This is a genomic window from Nocardioides sp., assembly GCF_964229035.1.
Taxonomy (GTDB): Bacteria; Actinomycetota; Actinomycetes; order Propionibacteriales; family Nocardioidaceae; genus Nocardioides.
In genome coordinates this window covers 124859-144404 of sequence record NZ_CAXRAZ010000037.1, presented here as the reverse complement: position 1 = coordinate 144404, position 19546 = coordinate 124859, and the positions used below count along the sequence as shown (strand labels likewise).

Annotated in this window: 21 protein-coding genes and 1 tRNA gene; 11 read left to right on the top strand and 11 right to left on the bottom strand. The window is 71.5% G+C overall.

Annotation, left to right across the window (positions count from 1 at the left end; all coding sequences use genetic code 11):
- Genes ACERUN_RS12100 through ACERUN_RS12065 form a run of 8 tightly spaced genes read left to right on the top strand, consistent with a single transcriptional unit; the run spans window position 1 to window position 7187 of the window.
- Complete coding sequence (locus ACERUN_RS12100; RefSeq protein ID WP_370290232.1) at window positions 1-525, top strand: M15 family metallopeptidase; 525 nt, start codon at window positions 1-3, stop codon at window positions 523-525.
- Window positions 522-1109, top strand: a complete 588-nt coding sequence (locus ACERUN_RS12095) for a hypothetical protein (RefSeq protein ID WP_370290230.1) — start codon at window positions 522-524, stop codon at window positions 1107-1109. The genes ACERUN_RS12100 and ACERUN_RS12095 overlap by 4 nt, the downstream gene beginning before the upstream one ends.
- Before the next feature lie 9 nt (window positions 1110-1118).
- Window positions 1119-1310 (top strand): hypothetical protein, encoded by a 192-nt coding sequence (locus ACERUN_RS12090; protein WP_370290229.1) that lies wholly within the window; start codon window positions 1119-1121, stop codon window positions 1308-1310.
- A 4-nt stretch (window positions 1311-1314) separates the two neighbouring features.
- Window positions 1315-1512, top strand: coding sequence for a hypothetical protein (locus ACERUN_RS12085; protein ID WP_370290228.1), 198 nt, complete (start codon window positions 1315-1317; stop codon window positions 1510-1512).
- Window positions 1509-3317 carry a hypothetical protein gene (locus ACERUN_RS12080; RefSeq protein WP_370290227.1) on the top strand — a complete coding sequence of 603 codons (1809 nt, stop codon included), beginning with the start codon at window positions 1509-1511 and terminating at the stop codon, window positions 3315-3317. Before ACERUN_RS12085 ends, ACERUN_RS12080 begins: the two co-directional genes overlap by 4 nt.
- 15 nt (window positions 3318-3332) lie before the next feature.
- Entirely contained in the window at window positions 3333-3521 is a 189-nt protein-coding gene (locus tag ACERUN_RS12075; RefSeq protein ID WP_370290226.1) for a hypothetical protein, read from the top strand.
- A gap of 13 nt (window positions 3522-3534) precedes the next feature.
- Window positions 3535-4908, top strand: a complete 1374-nt coding sequence (locus ACERUN_RS12070) for a glycine-rich domain-containing protein (protein ID WP_370290225.1) — start codon at window positions 3535-3537, stop codon at window positions 4906-4908.
- Window positions 4909-4919: 11 nt separating this feature from the next.
- On the top strand, window positions 4920-7187 hold the full coding sequence (locus ACERUN_RS12065) for a right-handed parallel beta-helix repeat-containing protein (protein WP_370290224.1): 2268 nt from the start codon (window positions 4920-4922) through the stop codon (window positions 7185-7187).
- A 206-nt stretch (window positions 7188-7393) separates the two neighbouring features.
- Here the strand turns inward: ACERUN_RS12065 and ACERUN_RS12060 are convergent, their stop codons facing one another.
- From ACERUN_RS12060 to ACERUN_RS12040, 5 genes are all read right to left on the bottom strand, one after another.
- Window positions 7394-7588 (bottom strand): hypothetical protein, encoded by a 195-nt coding sequence (locus ACERUN_RS12060; RefSeq protein ID WP_370290223.1) that lies wholly within the window; start codon window positions 7586-7588, stop codon window positions 7394-7396.
- Window positions 7585-8103, bottom strand: coding sequence for a DUF2510 domain-containing protein (locus tag ACERUN_RS12055; RefSeq protein ID WP_370290222.1), 519 nt, complete (start codon window positions 8101-8103; stop codon window positions 7585-7587). Before ACERUN_RS12055 ends, ACERUN_RS12060 begins: the two co-directional genes overlap by 4 nt.
- Before the next feature lie 9 nt (window positions 8104-8112).
- The gene (locus ACERUN_RS12050) at window positions 8113-8364 is read right to left on the bottom strand and encodes a DUF3263 domain-containing protein (RefSeq protein ID WP_370290220.1); all 252 of its coding nucleotides are present in this window, start codon (window positions 8362-8364) and stop codon (window positions 8113-8115) included.
- Window positions 8365-8395: 31 nt separating this feature from the next.
- Window positions 8396-9604 (bottom strand): tyrosine-type recombinase/integrase, encoded by a 1209-nt coding sequence (locus ACERUN_RS12045; RefSeq protein WP_370290219.1) that lies wholly within the window; start codon window positions 9602-9604, stop codon window positions 8396-8398.
- A gap of 313 nt (window positions 9605-9917) precedes the next feature.
- Entirely contained in the window at window positions 9918-10661 is a 744-nt protein-coding gene (locus tag ACERUN_RS12040) for a HEAT repeat domain-containing protein (RefSeq protein ID WP_370290218.1), read from the bottom strand.
- Between the two features lie 69 nt (window positions 10662-10730).
- Here ACERUN_RS12040 and ACERUN_RS12035 point away from each other — a divergent pair, with 69 nt between their 5' ends.
- Window positions 10731-11066 carry a YnfA family protein gene (locus tag ACERUN_RS12035; RefSeq protein WP_370290217.1) on the top strand — a complete coding sequence of 112 codons (336 nt, stop codon included), beginning with the start codon at window positions 10731-10733 and terminating at the stop codon, window positions 11064-11066.
- Here ACERUN_RS12035 and ACERUN_RS12030 read toward each other — a convergent pair.
- From ACERUN_RS12030 to dnaG, 5 genes are all read right to left on the bottom strand, one after another.
- Window positions 11041-12543: a sensor histidine kinase gene (locus ACERUN_RS12030; protein ID WP_370290215.1), complete on the bottom strand. Its 1503-nt coding sequence runs from the start codon at window positions 12541-12543 to the stop codon at window positions 11041-11043. The genes ACERUN_RS12035 and ACERUN_RS12030 overlap by 26 nt on opposite strands.
- Complete coding sequence (locus ACERUN_RS12025) at window positions 12543-13259, bottom strand: response regulator transcription factor (protein ID WP_370290214.1); 717 nt, start codon at window positions 13257-13259, stop codon at window positions 12543-12545. The genes ACERUN_RS12030 and ACERUN_RS12025 overlap by 1 nt, the downstream gene beginning before the upstream one ends.
- Before the next feature lie 117 nt (window positions 13260-13376).
- Window positions 13377-13449: transfer RNA gene (locus tag ACERUN_RS12020), tRNA-Asn, on the bottom strand.
- Between the two features lie 141 nt (window positions 13450-13590).
- A complete protein-coding gene (locus ACERUN_RS12015; protein WP_370290212.1) occupies window positions 13591-14121 on the bottom strand; it encodes a hypothetical protein in 531 nt (176 codons plus the stop codon).
- Window positions 14122-14125: 4 nt separating this feature from the next.
- Entirely contained in the window at window positions 14126-16048 is a 1923-nt protein-coding gene (gene dnaG / locus ACERUN_RS12010) for a DNA primase (protein ID WP_370290211.1), read from the bottom strand.
- Window positions 16049-16371: 323 nt separating this feature from the next.
- On the opposite strand from dnaG, the gene ACERUN_RS12005 reads away from it, so the two are divergent.
- Window positions 16372-17175: a L,D-transpeptidase gene (locus ACERUN_RS12005; protein WP_370290210.1), complete on the top strand. Its 804-nt coding sequence runs from the start codon at window positions 16372-16374 to the stop codon at window positions 17173-17175.
- Between the two features lie 49 nt (window positions 17176-17224).
- Complete coding sequence (locus tag ACERUN_RS12000) at window positions 17225-18154, top strand: hypothetical protein (protein WP_370290209.1); 930 nt, start codon at window positions 17225-17227, stop codon at window positions 18152-18154.
- 116 nt (window positions 18155-18270) lie between these two features.
- On the opposite strand, the gene ACERUN_RS11995 is transcribed toward ACERUN_RS12000, so the two are convergent.
- Window positions 18271-19518 carry a deoxyguanosinetriphosphate triphosphohydrolase gene (locus ACERUN_RS11995; protein WP_370290208.1) on the bottom strand — a complete coding sequence of 416 codons (1248 nt, stop codon included), beginning with the start codon at window positions 19516-19518 and terminating at the stop codon, window positions 18271-18273.
- Between the last annotated feature and the right edge of the window lie 28 nt (window positions 19519-19546).

The following is a 19546-nucleotide window of genomic DNA, read 5'->3' as shown; positions in this document are numbered from 1 at the left end:
ATGGCGACTTCACAGAACGGCTGGCCGGTGCTGACGCCCGGCGATCCGCTGCTCTACACGTGGACCATCCCGACGAAGCGCGGCGACGTGCGGGTGCGGCTGCGGAACGGGTCGGCGGGGTTCCTGCTGGCCCACTTCGCCCTCTGGTTCGCCGAGCACGTCGAGCCGATCGCGGGCGGCGTGATGGACGACTGGGGCCACGCTGTTCGCCCGATCCGCGGCAAGACCAGCGGCTACAGCAACCACGCCTCGGGGACGGCGATCGACCTCAACGCGACCCGCCACCCGCTCGGCAAGCGCGGCACCTTCTCCCTCGTCCAGCAGGTGCGCATCCGAGCCCGCCTCGCCGTGTACGGCGGCGCACTCACCTGGGGCGGCGCGTGGCGACGCCCCGACGAGATGCACGTCGAGGTCGCCAAGCCGCTGATCACCGCCGAGCGCCTCGCCCGGCGTATGTCGCGCTGGCCGCTGGGCAAGCGCATCCTCGCGGCCAACCCCTCGCAGCGCGCGGTCATCTTCTCGTGAGGCCCCGCGTCCTGCGTCGGCGGTTCTTCCACGCGAAGGACTACGCGCTCAACGACGACCTGCCCGGCGTGCGGCTGGCGAAGCGACGCGGCTACCGCTGGATCGACCTCAACATCCACGTCACCGCGCCGAGCAAGCCCGGGCGCACCGACTGGCGCGTCGTCGTCACCCACTGGCGCTTCCCGCTGCAGCACGGCTGGCGCGACCCGCTCGGGCTCCTGCGCGCTGACGTGCCGGTCGACCAGATGACCTTCGAGCAGGTGGGCCGCCTGCGACACCGCCGCCGCCCGAGCGCGCGCATCCGCCCGCTCTCGCAGGTGCTGCGCTGGTGCAAGCGCCTCGGGATCGCCGTCGAGCTCGAGGCGAAGGACTCCCCGCTGCTCGCGACCTCCGACGTCGCGTGGGCGCGCATCCGCGACCTCGTCCGCGAGATCGGCGTGCGCGTCGAAGTGAAGTCCATCGTCGGCCTGGGTCGCGGCTGGGAGCGCCTGGCCCGCGCCCGCCGCGCCGGACTCACCGCCTTTCCCATCCGCACGACAGCCGCCGATGCCCGCGCGCACGGCTTCGACCGCTACCGCCCCTGAGGAGATCCCGTGACCACCGCAGCCAAGACCAAGCCCTACAAGGCCATCGGCGCCTTCATCATCGCCTTCCTCGGCGGCCTCGCGCTGACCACCGTCGACAACGGCATCAGCCTCGGCGACTTCATCGGCGCCCTCTCGCTTGGCGCGACCAACGCCGGCGCGGTCTACGCGATCCGCAACACCCCCGCCGACAGCGAGTAGCCCCATGCCGGGCGTCCTCGGCCTGCTCGGGACGGTCGCCCTGAACTACCGCCGCCACCGGCGCGGCCAGGCCACCATCTGCCGCACGGTCCGCCGCGCGCTGCCCGCACGCCTCTTCGCCGCGCTCTACCTCACGGGCGCCGCGTACCTCTTCGCCCACGTCCTACGCGGCTATCCGCGCGACCGAAAGGCCCGCCCATGACCGTGTTCCGAACCGTGTCGATCGACCTCAACCGCCTAGGACTTGGGCTGTTCCGCGCCGCCCAGGTGTACGTGCGGCACAACGTCGTGGACGGCCCAGGGCTGCTCGACAAGGACAACGACGTTCTGTATCCGCACGCCTGGTCGAAGGTCGACATCGACCCGGAGACGGGCGAGGGTTCGGTGCAGGTCATCGACTCGGGCGCTGCTGGGACCGACCTGCCTGCCGGGAGCCTGCGTTACGACTGGCTGATCCGTGTCATGGATGACACTGGCGCGACCCGCGAGCGCACGGTGCTCAACACGGCGGTCACTGCTAACCGCGACTTCACCGACCTGGCCGAGACAGCGGACCCGCCGGTGACCGCCGCCAACCTCGCTGTTGCCGAGCTGACCGCGCTGCGTGACGACTTCCGCGACGAGATCCAAGACCTCATCGACACCGGCCAGACCGTCGGGCCGCAGGGTCCGACCGGTCCTACTGGCCCCCAGGGTCCCGCTGGGCCGACTGGCGCGACAGGCGCTACTGGTGCGACTGGACCCCAGGGCCCCATCGGCCTGACTGGACCCGCTGGTCCGACCGGACCCACTGGAGCGACGGGACCGACCGGCGCAACGGGAGCAACCGGTCCCGCTGGCGCTGACGGCTGGGAGCCCGTGATCGCGGTCGTCACCGATGGCGAGCGCCGCGTGCATAGGCTCGTCGACTGGATCGGCGGCACCGGCACCAAGCCGACCATCCCCACCGACAACTACCTCGGCGCGACCGGCCTCACGAACCTCGCGGGCGCCACCGACCTGCGCGGCGCCACCGGAGCCACGGGAGCAACAGGCCCCACCGGAGAAACCGGTGCAACCGGACCGCAGGGACCGCAGGGCATTCAGGGGCCGACAGGTGCTACCGGACCCGCCGGCCCTACAGGTGCCACGGGCGCCACCGGTCCGGCGGGCGCGAACGCGGTCGCCGCGAACGTGCAGACCTTCAACTCCTCCGGCACCTGGACGAAGCCTGTCGGGGCCGTCTATGTCGCTGTCGACATCGTTGGCGCTGGGTCTGGTGGCGGCGCCGGGTATCGCGGTGCAGCTGGTACGGCACGCGGTGGCGGTGGCTCTGGTGCGCCCTCGGGCTGTTTCCGGCGCCTGTTCGTCGCCTCCGACCTGCCCGCCACCGTATCCATCACCATCGGCGCCGGCGGCACGGGTGGAGCATCCGCGACCACCGACAACAGCCCCGGCGGCGACGGGCAGCCCGGTGGCCTCACATCGTTCGGCTCTGGCGGGCAAGCCTGGTACACCGCCATGACCTCACAGTCCGGCAGCGGCGGGAAATCGCCCACGACCACGGGCGTGGCGGGCGCGGCGGGCAGCTCCAACTTCGTCCCGCCCGCCTCGATCGCGGGTGCGGCTGGGTCGAACGGCACGGGCGCACCCGGCATCGGCTCCGACTCCCCGGCGGGCATCGCGCCGTCGTCGGGTGGGGGCGGCCTCACCTCGGCGAACGCGCTCACCCCCACTCCCTCGCCGGGTGTCGCGGGCGCGTTCTCCCTCGGCATCAACCGCGTCGCGTTCCCCACCGCGGACGGCGCGAACGGCAACGTCGGCATCGACCAGCCCGCCAACTCTGCAGGCCCCGGCTGGGGCTCGACCGGCGGCGTCGCCTCGGTTGCTGGCAAGGGCGGCGACGGCGCGCGCGGCACCATCCCTGGCGGTGGTGGCGGCGGTGGCGGCGCGTCGGTCAACGGCCAGCTCTCGGGCAAGGGCGGCGACGGCGGACAGGGCCGGATCGTCGTGACGACCTTCTTCTGATCGGAGCACCCCCCGATGCCCAACGCGCGCTACGCCCACATCGGCCCCGATGGGGTCTGCGACAACGTCATCGTCCTCAACCCCGACGACCCCGACGGCTACCCGCTGACCGGCCTCGTGCCCATCGAGGGCCTGACCCCGATGCCGTGGATCGGCTGGACCTACAGCGGCGGCTCCTGGACCCGGCCCCCCAGTGACGACTGAACAGGAGCCACTCGTGGCGATCTACCGCACCATCACCGGCGACCTCGACACCATCACCGGCGGCACCTACCGCAACCTGCGAATCACCGTCTGGCACAACGTCATCGTCGAACCGGGACTCGTCGACCTCGAGGCGCCCGGCGGGCCCAAGACGTTCCTGCCGGGTCCGCAGCGGATCATCCCCGCCGCAGGCGACACCTTCAGCGTCGCGCTGATCGACACCGGCGGACAGGGCACCAACGTCACCAACGGCAGCCTGCGCTGGACCATGCGGATCACCTGGACCGACGCGACCGGCACCCCGCAGGTGGCGCAGGTCTCCAACTTCCAGCTGATCGCTGACTCCGACTTCGGCGACCTCGTCAACCGCGCCGACCCGCCTGCGACCGTCGCGAACCTCCTGCTGACCCAGATGCAGGCCCTCCTTGCTCAGGCCCAGGAGATCGCGACCGAGGTTGAGGCGATCAGCGGCATCGACACCACCGACTCAGCAGTCAAGGCGCTCGTGGACGGCCCCACCGCGACCCGCGACAGCGTCGACGCGCGGATCGCGCTGCGCGCCACCGTGGTCCGCACCTACACGACCACCGACCCGCTCACGATCCGCTACACCACCTGGGACAAGCCGGTCGGGCTCAAGTGCGTCGAGGTCATCGTCATCGCCGGCGGAGGAGGCGGCGGATCGGGGCGTCGCGGCGCAGCGGGCACCAACCGATACGGCGGCGGCGGCGGCCAGGGTGGCGGGTTCTCCCGCGCGATGATCCCCGCCGCACTCCTGGCAAACTCCGAGCCCATCACGATCGGCAACGGCGGCGCCGGCGGCGCAGCGGTCACGACAGACGACACCTCGGGCGCCGCTGGGACCATCGGCGGGTCCTCCGTGTTCGGCGATCCCGCCCGCGGCGGCGTCGCGGCCTGGCGCGGCGGCAGCGGCGCAGGCGGCACCACCGTCAGTGGCAACGGGCCCGCAGCGTCCGGCGGCGGTGGCGCGACCGGCGGCTCGTCGTCCAACACCGCCGCAGCCAGCGATGGAGCCAGCGCCGTGACCCTCGCAGCCGGAGCAGGCGGCGGCGGAGGCGGCGGGGCGATCAGCGCCGCCGACGTCGCCTACAGCGGTGGCCTCGGCGGCGCACAGCGCGCCACCTACCCGTTCGTCGCGAACACCGCGCTCGGCGCCACCCCGTCGGCCGCAGCAGCCGGGGCGGCCATGCCTGGCCTCGGCGGCCCCGGCGGCTCCGCATCCCTGACCGCAGCCGGTGGCGACGGCATCGCCGGCGCCCGCTACGGCGCAGGCGGCGGCGGCGGCGCGGCATCGCTCAACGGATTCAACTCCGGCAAGGGCGGCGACGGCGCCCCGGGGATCGTCATCGTCATCGAGCACTACTGAGAGGCGTCACCGTGACCACCTTCCGCACCGTGAGCGGCGACCTCGAGACCATCACCGGAGGCGGCTACCGCAACCTCGTCCTGATGGTCGCCCACAACGTGCTCGTCGAGCCGGGCCTGGTCGACCTCGAAGCCGTCGGCGGCCCCAAGACCTACCTGCCCGGCTATCAGCGCATCACCCCCACCAGCGGCGACGCGTTCACGGTGAGCCTCATCGACACCGCAGGCGCCGGGACCAACGTGCCCGGTGGCTCGCTGCGATGGTCGCTGCTCATCACCTGGATCGACGGCAGCAACGCCGACCGCTCGCTCGAGATCAAGAACTTCGAGCTCACCGCCGACAGCGACCTGTTCGCGCTCGCCTCCACCGCAGACCCGCCCGCCGTCCCCGCCAACGACTTCCTCACCGACGCCGAGACCCTGCTCAATACGAAGGTCGCGCAGGCCGCCGGCTACCGCGACGAAGCCCAGGGGCACGCCGCCACCGCCGCCGGGTACCGCGACCAGGCGCAGGTCTACGCGCTCGACGCGCTCGGGCGCCGCGACGAGGCCCAGGCCCGCGCGCTCGAGGCGCTCGGCTACCGCGACGAATCCCAGGCGCTCGTCGACCAGCAGACCGAGCTCGCCGCGATCGACACCACCGACATCGCCGTCGCGTACCTCTCGACCTATCCCAGCACCACCCGCGACGCCCAGGACGCCCGCTACGTGCGCCGCGGACAGTACGCTCTCGACCCGCGCGACTACGGCGCGAAGTTCGACAACGCCACCGACGACAGCGCCGCGTTCACCGCAGCGTTCAATGCTGGCGCGACGTTCGGGCTACCCGTCCAGATCACCGGCACCGGAACCGCGCTCATCAACAGCACCCTGACCCCGCCCAGCGGTGCCGTCATCTTCAACGACGGCAGCCCCGCCACGATCCGCATGGGCAGCACGCTCGCGACGCTGTTCGACCTCGTCAACCGCGACGGCTTCCTCGCCTCCGGCCTCAACGTCACCGCGACCAACGCCAACACCAGCGTCATGGTCCTCGCCCGCGTCGCCACCAAGCGCATCACCCTGCTGCGGAACCGGCTCACCAACGCCCGCCTCATCATCACCAACTCCGGCCCCACCTACTCCTCGATCACCACCGCCGGACCTGGCGGCACACCCGGCACCGTCACCGACCTCCTCCTCGACAGCAACACCGGCATCCACACCGCCGGAATCGAGAACCGAGGCGGGCGCGCGTTCATCGAGCTGCGCTACATCGAGCGCGCCCGCATCCAGGGCAACGACAACGACGGCTACTTCCACGGGATCATGTGGTGGGGCGGCGACTCCGCCGTCGACGGCGGCACACCCCTCGGCTCCAACCCGCGCCGGGCCAAGGACATCACCATCGTCAACAACGCCACCCGCAACAACTTCGGCGGGATCTGGGGCTCGATGGGCCAGGACGTCACCGTGGCCGGCAACAACGTCCGCGACGTCACCGACGTCGGCATCGACTTCGAGGGCTGCTTCGACTGCACCGCGACCGGCAACACCGTCCGCAACGCCACCTACGCCTGCTACGCCGTGTTCTTCGGCTGCAAGCGCGTCACGTTCTCCGGCAACACCGGCATCATCGAGGCCGGCGTCGGCACCGGCAGTCCGTCGTTCCACGAGGGCGGCGTCATCCAGACCGGCATCGGCACCGGCTTCAAGTCGCACTCCAAGAGCAACCCCTCGCAGTACGTGAAGGTCATCGGGAACACCTTCATCTGCCCCGCCGAGTGCGCCTACGGCGACATCCAGTCCATGTACGACTCGACCATCGAGAACAACACGATGGTCGTCACCGGCGCCAACCAGCGCTCGGTCCTCTTCTACGACTGCGACCGCCTCAGCGTCTCCTACAACCGCATCCACCACCAGCAGGCCGCATCCCTCTCGATCGACCTGTGGGGCGGCTGGGACCCCGAGATCGTCGGCAACTTCATCCGCTGCGCCAGCGACTCGACGGCGAGCGTCACGGCAGCGACTGGCGCCATCCGCGTGGTCTATCGCAGCAGCACGTTCCGCGCTCACCGGGCACGGATCACGCACAACAAGACACTCAACTTCGCGACCGGAATCACTGACGTCAACAGCAACACCACCGCCGGCCAGCGCGAGTCCTACGCCGTCATCACCGACAACATCGTCCCCACCGTCGCGCACTACCAGACGACGAACTACCGGGGCCGGATCGCGAACAACTACACGCCCAACGACCCCACCGTGGCGACACCCGAGACCATCCTCACCTGATCGCCAGCGCCCCGACCGCGCCCCCGCTGCCCACCAGGGCGGCGGGGGCGCTTTCGGCGTTTTGGTAGGCTGGTCGCATCAGCGCCCCACCAAGGCTAGGGACACGTCCTCCTGAAATCGGTGGGGCCAGATAAGGGACACGCATCCACGAGATGCGCCTCCTGCCCAGCCGCAGCCCCCCGATCCGTCCGGGGGCTGTGTGCATTTCAGCCCTCGCGCACCGGCCGCAGGTTCTCCGCCGGCACCACGTCAGTGAGCGCACGCGACTCGTCCTCGCGCCAGTACGTCACGAGCGCCTCCCAGCCGCCGCCGTCCCGACGCCGCCACTCGAGCACCAGGCCGGGGCACTCGCGGGGCAGGAACGCGACGTGTACCCAGACGTGGCGGGTGCGCTCAGTCACGGAGCGAGTTGATCGAACTGCCGCGTGATCTCCTCGCGCCGATCTTCGAGTGCGCTCTCCATCCTGATCGCCGCGCCCACCGAGTAGAGCGCCGCGATGATGCACAGAACCTGCGCCCACGTCTTGATGTCGAACACCCGCGCGACCACCCCGGCGATCACAGCCAAGCCAGCCCCGAGCCAGATGGTGCCGGTCCCCGATATCAGCGAGGCCGACTGCGAGGCGAGGATGACGCCGACGATGGCGACGGCGGGCGCGATGCCCCCGACCGTCGACACCGTCTGCGGCGAGAACTTCCCGCGCCCGTGCATCTGGTCGAGCTGCGCCCGCGTCTTCACCCCGTCAAGAAACCGCGTGCCGTCCCAGTAGGCGAAGTAGGGCGGGTTCTCGGGCACCGGGTACCAGTCGGGCGGCGGGGCTGCCCACTCACTGCCGTTCCAGTAGCGGTGCGCGCCAGGGTTCGCCGGGTCGGGATGCCAGCCGACGGCGGCGCCGTAGGGGGTCTCGGGAGCCATGGACGGACGCTACCGCCCGACGCTCGCTCTGTCAGCCGACCGCAGCGCCCGCCGCCGGTCGCGCAGGCGGATGAGCCGGCGCACGGTGAGCGGGTCGGCCGCCAGCGCGTCGGGCTTCTCCAGCAGCGCGGCGAGCAGCTGGTAGTAGCGCGTGGGCGTCACGCCGAGCCGCTCATGGATGGCGGAGTCCTTCGCGCCGGGGTACTTCCACCAGGCGCGCTCGAGGTTGAGGATCGCGCGGTCGGTGTCAGTGAGGGCCATGCGGGGACGGTAGGCGGAGGGTCCGACGGAACTACTCCAGCGCGAGCGGGCGTCCCGTGCTGGCGAAGGCCGCGAGCAGCAGATCGGCGTCGGCGTGCTGGTAGCCGTGGGTCGTCTGCACCTGCGACTGACCGAGCGCCTGCATCACGACGCGGTCCTGGATTCCGCCCGCCTCCATCAGCGAGGCCGCCGTCTGCCGCGCCGAGTGCAGCGCCACCTCCGGCAGCGGCGCCCACGGCGGCGTCGCGGCGTCGGCGAGCAGCCGCCGCCACGCCTGCCAGTCGGCCTTGGGCTGCAGCGGTCGCCCGCCGGCGCCCGTGAACACCAGCCCGTGCTCACAGACGCCCGTGACGCCATCGCAGCGCACCACCGGCTCCCGAGCTCCCGTGCGCTCCGCGTGCTCGGCGAGCAGGTCGACCACCTCTGGGACCAGCGGCAGCACCCGAGCCGACTTCGCCGACTTCGGCGTGCCGAAGATGATCCTGCCCGCCGTGTCGACCTGCTGCGTCTGCTGCACCCGCAGCCGGCGGCCCTCAAGGTCGACGTCGCACCAGCGCAGCCCGAGGCACTCCCCCTGCCGCATCCCGTACCGCAGCGCGAGCCACCACCGCGGGTCGCGCGTGGACGCCAGCACCATCCGCGCCTGGCCCGCCGACAGCTGGGGCCGCTTGGCCTTCTCGGTGCCGGGGGCGTCCGCGCGGTCGATCGGGTTGATCGCGAGCACGCCCTTGCGCACCGCGTCGCGCAGCGCCTTCTTGAGGATCGCGTGCGTCTGCCGCACGGTCGACTCGGCCAGCCCGTCGGCTCGCATGGCGGCGTACATCGCGTCGATGTGGCGCGGGTCGAGCGAGGTGAGCCGGTGACGACCGAGGTGCGGCACGACGTAGGTGCGGACCTTGGACTCGTAGGAGCGCAGCGTCTGCGGCTTCAGCGCCTTCGGTGGCTCGGCCTTCGCCTTCAGCCACTGCGTCATCCAGCGCTCGACCGTCGTGGTCGTGACCACCAGCGTGCCCGCGGCCTTCTCGCGCTTGGCCCGCTCGAGCTTCTGCTGCGCCTCCTTGCGGGTGCGCCCGTAGACGAACTTCCGCTTCCGGCGCCCGGCCTCGTAGGTGTCGATGGTCCCGGCCCAGCGTCCGCGGCAGGTGTGCGGTGGTCGCTCGCCGTCGACCACGGGTGGGCAGGTCGGGTGGTCGTGGCGCTGCGTGAGCCCGCCATCGCCCTTGCCTCGGCGTGTCGCCATTCCGCCACCTTCCGCCCTGACTGACTATCTGACTGCCTATCCCGCTACACCCTACTCGGTCGCACCACTCCAAAAGTGCAGGTCACAGGCTCAGGATCGGCGGATTCGGCGCGTTCAGGGTACCACTCTGAGGACTCATAATCCTTGGGTCGTGGGTTCGAGCCCCACCCGCCCTACCAGCGCTTCACCTGCAGCAACTCTGGACTTCGGGAAGATCGAAGCCGTCACATCAGTGGGTCGGTGTGCCCTGAGGGTGACCAACCCGGTAGCCGACCGGAGTGCCCGAGTGACTCGGCGAAGCGCCGGACTTGTCTCAGTCAGCCAGTTTGGCGAGGGTCTTGTCGATCTCCTTGCGCATAACACCGTCATGGTGGTCACGGAGCCGGGCAAGGGGTTCGCGGGCGGCCGCGGGCCGCAACTTACGGAGTGCTTGGACGGCGTGGAGTCGGACGTCGTCATCGTCCAGCAGTCCGATGAGCGTGTCGGCGGCGTCGAGGTGCTTGGACTTGCCCATGCCGAGGACGACCATCTGACGAGCGCGCCCCCACCGGGTGGCAACACAGAGGTCGCGCAGCTGATCGAACGCGGTGTCTTGCCAGAGCACCTCGAGGGCGTTCCCGGCGACCCAGCGGAGTTCGATGTCGATCGCTTCGCTACCCGTGTAGGTGCGGGTGAAGTCGTCGATGACGGGCTGCAGAGCAGCTTGCTTGGCGAACGGGACCGTCAGTGCGCGCAGCAGCGATTCGTGCAGCCCGAAGTCGGTGACACGCGGGAGCCACGACGCGAGCACTGGTACGGCGTCCTGGTAGCGAGTGCCGCTCTCGCGAAGGTCGTGCAGGGAGGCCACCACGTATCCCGCGTTGCGGAGGTCGTCGAGGATGGCAGCCGCCTGGGCCGCCGCCTCGTCCGGATCGGGAGCGGGCGTGCTGGGTGTGATCGTCATGAGGTCTTTCCTGAGGATGTTCCGGCCCACTACTGCGGGGATCGCCCGCCATCGCGCCCTGTCCAGACGCGCGACGCGGCTGAACGGCTGCGTGGTTCCGGCGAAGCTGAGCACCCATGATCCTCGGATCGTGACTTCGAGCCCCACCCGCCCTGCTCCCTGGGGTCTGCCACGATCGGGCGCATGGACCCGCTCCGCTCCGCGATCCTCTTTGTCGCCGCCGCCCTCGCCGAGATCGGCGGCGCCTGGCTGGTGTGGCAGGGCGTGCGCGAGCACCGCGGCTGGCTGTGGATCGGGGCCGGCTTCATCGCCCTCGGTGTCTACGGTCTGGTGGCGACCCTTCAGCCCGATGCGAACTTCGGGCGGATCCTCGCGGCCTACGGCGGGGTCTTCGTTGCCGGGTCGCTGCTGTGGGGGATGGTCGTCGACGGCTTCCGGCCCGACCGCTACGACGTGACCGGCGCGCTGATCTGCCTGGTCGGCGTCGCCGTGATCATGTACGCGCCGCGATCGGCCTGAGCGCGGCCGGATCGCCGAGGGTCACGCGGATCGAGGTGTCTCCCGGCGCGCTGCTGAGGCTCACCCGTCCCCCGTGGGCGCTGACGATCGCCTGAACGAGCGCGAGTCCCAGCCCCACGCCGTCGGAGCGGTGGCGCGAGGCGTCGCCGCGGGTGAATCGCTCGAAGGCGGTCGCCACCAGGTCGGGCGGGAAGCCCGGCCCGTCGTCGTGGACGACGAAGCCGTCGCGCGTGCCGGTGACCGTGACCGTGGTGCCCGGCGGCGTGTACTTGCGGGCGTTCGTGAGCAGGTTGGTGACCACCTGGTGCAGGCGGCGCTGGTCGCCGACGACCTCGACCGGCTCTCCGTCACCGGGCAGGTCGATGCGCCAGCGGTGCTGCGGATCGACGACGCGGGCGTCGTCCACGGCTTCGAGGAGCAGGCGGGTGAGGTCGACACGTTCGGCAGCCAGCGGGCGGCCGGCGTCGAGGCGCGCCAGCAGCAGCAGGTCCTCGACCAGCGCCGTCATCCGCGCCGACTCCTCCTCCACCTTGGCCAGCGCCACGGCGGCGGTCTCGGCGTCGCCGCGGCGCCGGGCGAGCTCGGTGTAGCCGGCGATGGTGGTGAGCGGTGTGCGCAGCTCGTGCGAGGCGTCGGCGACGAACTGACGCACCTGCTGCTCGCTGCGGTGCCGCGCGGTGAGCGACGACTCGACATGCGCGAGCAGCTGGTTGAGGGCGAGGCCGACCTGACCGGCCTCGGTGCGCGGATCCGTGAGGTGGTCGGGGACGCGCTCGGTGAGGTCGATCTCGCCGGAGTCGAGCGGTAGCGCGGAGACCGCGTTGGCGGTGGCCGCCACCTCGGTGAGCGGACGCAGCTGGCGCCGGACGACGATCGTGCCGCCGATCGCGGCGACCAGCGTTCCCAGCGCGGCGAGGGCCAGCTCCCAGCGCACGAGGGAGAGCACGACGTCGTCCACGTCGCTGGTGGGCAGGCCGACCACGCGGACCCGCCCGCCGGGGTCGGTGGCGCGCACGACCCGGTAGCTGCCGAGACCCTCCAGCTCGACGGTCGACGGCTCCCGCGAGGCGCGGGCCAGGCGATCCAGGGCGTCCTCGTCCAGAGCCGTCTGCATGGTCTCGCTCTCGTCGACCACTGCACCCACCGCGCGCTCGCGCGCCGCCTCGCTCGACGTGCCGTCGGGGTAGACGGCCGAGAGCAGCCCGATCACGTAGCCGAAGCGCGGCCGGGAGTCGCCGTCGTCGTCACCGAACGGCGACGGCGGCCGCGGCTCTCGCAGGTCGCCGGGCGGCCGCTCGCCACGCGGGCCGTCGACACGCTGCAGGGCGGCGCGGACGTCGTCGTCCAGGCGTGCGGTGAGCCAGGAACGCATGCCGATCGCCGTCACCGTGCCGACCAGCGCCGAGACGATCGCCACCAGCACCACCGCGGTGACCACGAGCCGCGAGGTGAGCGAACGGGGCAGGCGCGGGCGCATCACCCGGCCGGCTTCAGCACGTACCCGGCACCCCGCATGGTGTGGATCATCGGGGCGCGGCCGGCGTCGATCTTCTTGCGCAGGTAGGAGATGTAGAGCTCGACCACGTTGGCCTGACCGCCGAAGTCGTAGTTCCAGACCCGATCGAGGATCTGGGCCTTGCTGAGCACGCGACGGGGGTTGCGCATCAGGTAGCGCAGCAGCTCGAACTCGGTGGCCGTGAGCGTGATCGCCTCACCGGCACGGCTCACCTCACGGCTGTCCTCGTCGAGGGTGAGGTCGCCCACGACGAGGGTGGAGCGACTCTGCTCCAGCGCGGTGCCCGCGCGACGCACGAGCGCCCGCAGCCGAGCCACGAGCTCCTCGAGGGAGAAGGGCTTGGTCACGTAGTCGTCGCCACCGGCCGTCAGACCGGCCACGCGGTCCTCCACTGCGTCGCGGGCGGTGAGGAAGAGCACCGGGACCGACGGGTCATCGGCGCGGATGCGGCGCAGGACCTCCATGCCGTCGAAGTCCGGCAGCATCATGTCGAGGACGACGACATCCGGCCCGCCCGCGCGCACGGCCGCGACCGCCTCTCCCCCGGTGTGCGCGGTGTCGACGGTCCAGCCCTCGTAGCGCAGCGCCATCGCCACCAGCTCGGCGATGTTGACCTCGTCGTCGACGACGAGCGCGCGCAGCGGAGTGCCATCAGGACGCGTCGCGGTCTCGGTCATGCTCACAGACTGTGCCACGAACCTGTGCGGCGACTGTGAGGATCGTGTGACGGACCTCGGTGCTCGGGGCGGAGAAAAGAATCAACCCGCCGACATCGTCGACGGGCTGCTTCTCGGCTCCCCCGGTTGGACTCGAACCAACAACCCTGCGATTAACAGTCGCATGCTCTGCCAGTTGAGCTACGGGGGATCGCATCTCGGCGTCTGCGACGCGCGAGCGGGGAAACACTAGCAAGGCGGGGTCGGCGCCCAGAAATCGGCATCCCGTGGTGCACCCTCGCCCCACGCCGACGGCGCGGGCGGTGTGCTGCGACGGAGACCGACGAGCCGCTCAGACCTCGAGGTCGGCGCGGGCGCGGGCCAGGGCGTCGTCCACGATCGCGGCGACGGCGGGGTCGTCGGGGTCGAGGGCGGCGTCGTACTCGACGAACCACGTGGGCTCGTCGGCGCCCGTCGGCGGACGACGAGCGATGATGCGCACCGACAAGCCGTCGCGCACCGCCACCTGCCGGTGGACGGCGATGCTGGCGGTGACCCGCTCACGCACCAGCTGCAGCAGCCGGTCGGCGCCGGTGAGCCGGCGCAGGTGCACCGGTCGCACCTCGCCGAAGGTGCCCACCTCGGTGACGCGCAGCAGACCGCTGTCGGCATCCCAGTCGGCGGAGGCGATCTGCTCCCAGGGGAGCCGGTGCGGCAGGTAGAGGGCGACACGGGTCCCGCCGATCGCGGACTGCGGCGACGGGACGGGACCGTCGTCGACCGCCTCACCCTCCGCGGGGGCGATCGCCGCCCAGGCGAGCAGCCGCTCGCCGCGCTCCAGCGGGAGAGCAGGGCGGCGCGGCGGCAGCGAGGGCAAGCGCATGCGACTACTCGCCGTTGACGCGCATGCGGAGGGCACGTCGGTGCTGCTCGAGGGTGGCGAGCTCCGCGAAGAGCCGCTGATACTCGGCAGAGCTCTCACCCGGGTCGGTGCGCTGGAGGCGCGACTTGACCTCGTCGATGCGCCGCAGCGCCGTGAGCTCCTGCAGGCGAACCAGGTGCTGCGCGACGTAGCCGGCATCGACCTCGCGACCCACCGGGAGCGGGATCGGCTCGACCGTGAGCGCGCTGACCAGGCGCGACAGCACCGGATCGAGCGCGGCGGCGGCGTCGCGCACACGAGCACCCCAGCCGGGGTCGCTCTGGGCTGCGACCATGCCGCCGGCCGCGGCGACGACCCCCCAGACCGCGCGGTAGGTGGGGTGCACGAAGTCGTCGGGGGTGATCTCGGCGCTGGTGCGACCGATCACGACCGGGTGCTGCAGCACCAGCTTGAGAGTCTCGCGCTCGGTGCCCAGCCGAGGGTCGCGGGGGTCGGGCACCGGCCAGGACGGCGCCGGCGGGGCATCCGGCACCGGTGGCGCATCGCTGGCAGCCGCAGGTCGCGGCGCACCCGCACCCTGACGGCGATCGTCGGCCGGCCCGCGCGCCGCCGCGCGGCGCACCTCCGAGCGAGCCTGCTCCATGTCGACCCCGACCATGCCGGCGAGCTCGCGGGCGAAGGCGTCCACCTTCGAGCGGTCGCGCACGCTGGCCACCAGCCGGGCGCCGGCACGTAGCGCGTCGACCCGCGCATCGGCGCGGTCGAGGTCGTAGCGGTTGACCACGTTCTCGAGCACGAACCGGTAGAGCGGACGACGCGACGCCACGAGGTCGCGCACCGCGGCGTCACCCTCTTTCAGCCTCAGCTCACAGGGGTCCATCCCCTCGGGGGCGACGGCCACGTAGGTCTGCGCCACGAAACGCTGGTCGCCCTCGAAGGTGCGCAGGGCGGCCTTCTGGCCAGCCTCGTCGCCGTCGAAGGTGAAGACGACCTCGCTGCGCAGCTGCTCGTGGTCGTCGAGGAATCGGCGGAGCACCCGGGCGTGGTCGTCGCCGAAGGCGGTGCCGCACGTGGCCACGGCCGTGCGGATGCCGGCGAGGTGGCAGGCCATCACATCGGTGTAGCCCTCGACGACGACGGCCTGCGACGACTTCGCGATCTCGCGGCGCGCATGGTCGATGCCGTAGAGCACCTGGCTCTTCTTGTAGATCGGGGTCTCGGGGGTGTTGAGGTACTTGGCGTCGATGCGGTCGTCGTCGAAGATGCGCCGAGCACCGAAGCCGATGGTGTCGCCGGAGGCGTCGCGGATGGGCCACATGAGTCGACCCCGGAAGCGGTCGTACAGGGAGCGGCCCATCGCGACCACGCCGGCAGCGACGGCCTCCTCCGAGGTGAAGCCCCGACCCTTCAGGTGGCGCCACAGCGCCTCGCCGTCGCGCGGGGAGAAACCGACACCGAAGTGCAGGGCCGCCGCCTGGTCGAAGCCGCGCTCGGCGAGGAACTGGCGCGCCGTGAGCGCCTCGGGCGTGCCCAGCTGCTCGGCGTAGAACTCGGCTGCCACCGCGTGCGCCTCGATCAGCCGTCGCCGCTGCGGCCCGCGCGGGCGGTCGTCGGCGCCGGACTCGTCGCGCCGCAGGACCACGCCGTACTTGTCGGCGAGGCGCTCGACGGCCTCGCCGAAGCTCAGACCGTCGATCTTCATGAGGAAGGTGAAGACGTCGCCGCCCTCCTGGCAGCCGAAGCAGTGGAAGAAGCCGCGCGACGGGGTCACGTGGAAGGAGGGCGACTTCTCGTCGTGGAAGGGACACAGCCCCTTCATCGAGCCGCCGCCGGCGTTGCGCAGCGTCACGTAGTCGGCGACGACGTCGTCGATGCGGGACTTCTCGCGCACCGTGGCGATGTCCTCGTCACGGATGCGGCCGGCCATGGCGCGATCCTACTGACGCGCCCGGAGTCCGCCGTCGGCCATCAACAGGCCCGCGGACGCACCACGGGGCCAGGTCCTTCCCGGCGACGGTTCGTGTGATCCGCATCGCACGAACGGTCGATCTCGCGAGGACCTATGTCCTGCGCGGGCGGCTCCGACTCCGCTAGGGTCAGGCCCAGCGTGACCTGGGCCCGGTGTGCCTCGTTGGTCGTCGGGGAGGACGGCTGACTCGGCGGCCCCGATGAGCGCACTCAGCAAGCCGCTGTCCAGCGCAGCACACAGAAGACAGGGGCGGACCTCGGGGTCCGCGAGGGGGGAACCACATGGGCTCGGCACCGCGTCCGCGCGCCAGCTGGCCGATCACGCTCGTGGCGGCGCTGTTCGGCGTCTCCGCGCTCGTGCTCGTCGTCAGCGACGACGGCGAGGAGGCCACCCCGGCCGCCAGCACCCCCGTGGCCCAGCAGGTCGACCTGAAGAAGCTGCCCGAGAGCAGCACGTTCACCACCATCAAGAAGGCCCCTCGCGACCCGCGGCCCGACCGCACCCCCGACGGCACGGTCGTGCGACCCAAGCGCGTGGTGGCGATCTACGACGACGTCGACGGCACCCCCTTCGCCCGCCTGGCTCCGAAGCAGTTCGGCGACACCTGGCTGCCGGTGATCACGCGCAACCGCTCCTGGGTGCAGGTGCTGCTGCCCTCGAAGCCCAACGGCTCCACGGGCTGGCTGCGCGCCGGCGACCTCACCCAGGCCAAGAGTCGCTACCTGGTGCGCGTGAACCTCCGCGATCGCGAGCTCGAGCTCTTCAAGGACGACGCCCGCATCGGTCGCTGGACTGTGGCGATCGGTGCCGACGAGACGCCCACGCCGACCGGCCGCACGTTCGTGCTGGGCCAGATCATCGACGACAAGCAGCGCTTCTCGCCGGTGATCCTGCCGCTGGGCACCCACAGCGACACCCTCGACTCCTACGGCGGTGGCCCCGGCACCGTCGCCCTCCACGGCTGGACCGACCCCTCGGTGTTCGGCAAGGCCGTGAGCCACGGCTGCGTGCGGGTGCCCGACGAGGCGCTCGAGCAGCTCCGATCCGTTCCGACCGGCACGCCCGTGATGGTCGACAAGGCGTGACCGAGCAGACAGACTCGGTCACACGCGTGATGAAAGCGAAGGGAAACCTATGAAGATCACTCGGCCTCTGGCGACCACCGCCGGTGCCCTCGCCCTGGTGACGGGAGTCGCCTCGGTCGCTCTCGTGGGGGGCGGTGACGCCGTCGCGGCCGGAAAGCCGTCGTCGGCCTTCGGTGCCTCCCTCACGATCGCGAACAACTCCGTCATCGACCCGCTGCCGCTGGTGACCTCCACCGACGGCAAGCTCGTCGAGGACTCCGTGGTGGCGCTGCCGCAGAACCCCGTCGTAACCGGCGGCATCATCAACGCCAGCGCGCAGAACGGCAAGGCGAAGTCGAGCGTCACCAACCTCGGTGTCGGCGACGGCCTCCTCGCCCAGCTGCCCGACGCGCTGAAGACCCCGCTGAACCAGGCGTGCACCCAGCTCGTCACCGCGCTCGACCCGGTCACCAACGCGATCAACCAGACGCTGCTCAACCAGCTGCTCCCGCAGATCGACACCGTGCTGCAGCAGATCTCCGACGCCACCGACGGCTCGCAGCTCGACCTCAGCGCGCTCGGCGCCCTCGACCTCACCAAGCTCACCGACGCCAAGCAGCTCGCCGGCCTGTGCGAGGTGCTCTCCGGCACCGCCAAGGCCGTCGGCGCCGACGCGGTCATCGCCGAGTGCAACGGCACCACCGGCACCACCACGGTCACCGGCCTCAAGGCCCTCGGCCTGCCGGTCGACGTGGGCGTCAACGAGGTCAACAAGAAGATCAAGGTCTCCGAGCTGCTCACGGTCACCGTCAACCGCCAGACCAAGAACGCCGACGGCACCTTCACCGTCGACGCGCTCAACGTCAACCTGCTCGGCGGCCAGGTCGACCTGACCATCGCCTCGGCCACCTGCGGCAACGTGGACGGCGGCAGGATCGACCCGACCACCGACGCGCCGTCGCCGACCCCGACCCAGGCCAACGTGCCGGTCACCGGCTGACGCACCGACCCACGGTCACCGACGGCCGGTCACACCCCGCGGGGTGTGGCCGGCCGTTCGTCGTCCTCGGGAGACTGGTGCAGTCCTGAGTCCCCCGAGGAGAAGGCGACGTCGGCTCAGCGGCACAGGCGCTGATGCCAGGCCACGGCACTGGCATCGGTCAGCGAGGCGACCTGGTCGATGACCACGCGCAGCCGGCCGGCGTCGTCCCCCGCGCGATGCCAGTCGGCCGCACTCGCGGCGTCGAGCAGCTCCTGACCACCCGCGGCCAGGGTTTCCACCAGCTCGGTGAGCAGCTCCCGCTGCCGCTCCTGTTGGGCCAGCCGCGTGGCGTCCTGCATCACGAAGTGCACGGCGAGGCCCTTGAGCAGGGCGATCTCCTGCAGCGTCGCCGCCGGCACCACGAGGTCGGCTCGGTAGCGCACGAAAGGACCCTCCGCTGCAGCGAAGGTGGCCTCCTGCACCGCGCCGCAGAAGCGGCCGATGAGGTCGCTCGTGAGGTTCTTCAGCGCGGCGAGTGCGCGTCGTCCACCGTCGTAGGGCGCGCTCGGCCACCCGTCGACGGCGCGCAACCGCGCGAGGACGGCGTCCAGCTCGGCGTCCTCGATCGCGGGCAGGTACCAGGCACGCACCGTGGCCCGGATCGCCGGCAGGTCGGCATCGAGTCGGGCGAGGTCGATCTTGCCGGCGACCACGGCGTCCTCGACGTCGTGCACGGAGTCGGCGACGTCGTCGGCGAGGTCCATCACCTGGGCCTCCAGACAGCGGCGGGTCGCCGGAGCCCCGCGGCGCAGCCAGGCGAAGGCGGCGCGGTCGTCGTCGTAGACGCCGAACTTGGCCGGGTTGTCGGCCGGCGCGTCCTGCTGGCCCCAGGGGTACTTGGTGCAGGCGTCGAGCGTGGCGCGGGTGAGGTTCAGGCCCACCGACTCCCCCGCCGCGTCGGCGGTCTTGGCCTCGAGCCGGGCGAGCAGGCGCAGCGTCTGGGCGTTGCCCTCGAAGCCGCCGATCCCTTCGGCCAGCTCGGCGAGGGCGCGCTCGCCGTTGTGCCCGAACGGCGGGTGGCCGAGGTCGTGGGCCAGGGCGGCCGTCTCGACGATGTCGGCGTGCGTGCCCAGCGCACGCGCGAGGTCGCGCGCGATCTGGGCCACCTCGAGGCTGTGGGTGAGGCGGTTGCGGACGAAGTCGTCGCTCTGCGGCCCCACGACCTGGGTCTTGGCCGCCAGCCGACGGAACGAGGCGGCGTGGACGACGCGGGCACGGTCGCGCTCGAAGGCCAGCCGTTCGGGCGCCTGCACGCGCTTCGGCGGCTCGGCCACGATGCGCTCGCGGTCGTGCTCGTCGTACAGCGCCTCGACCGGATCCACGCGGGGACCCTACCGGTAGGGCCCGACC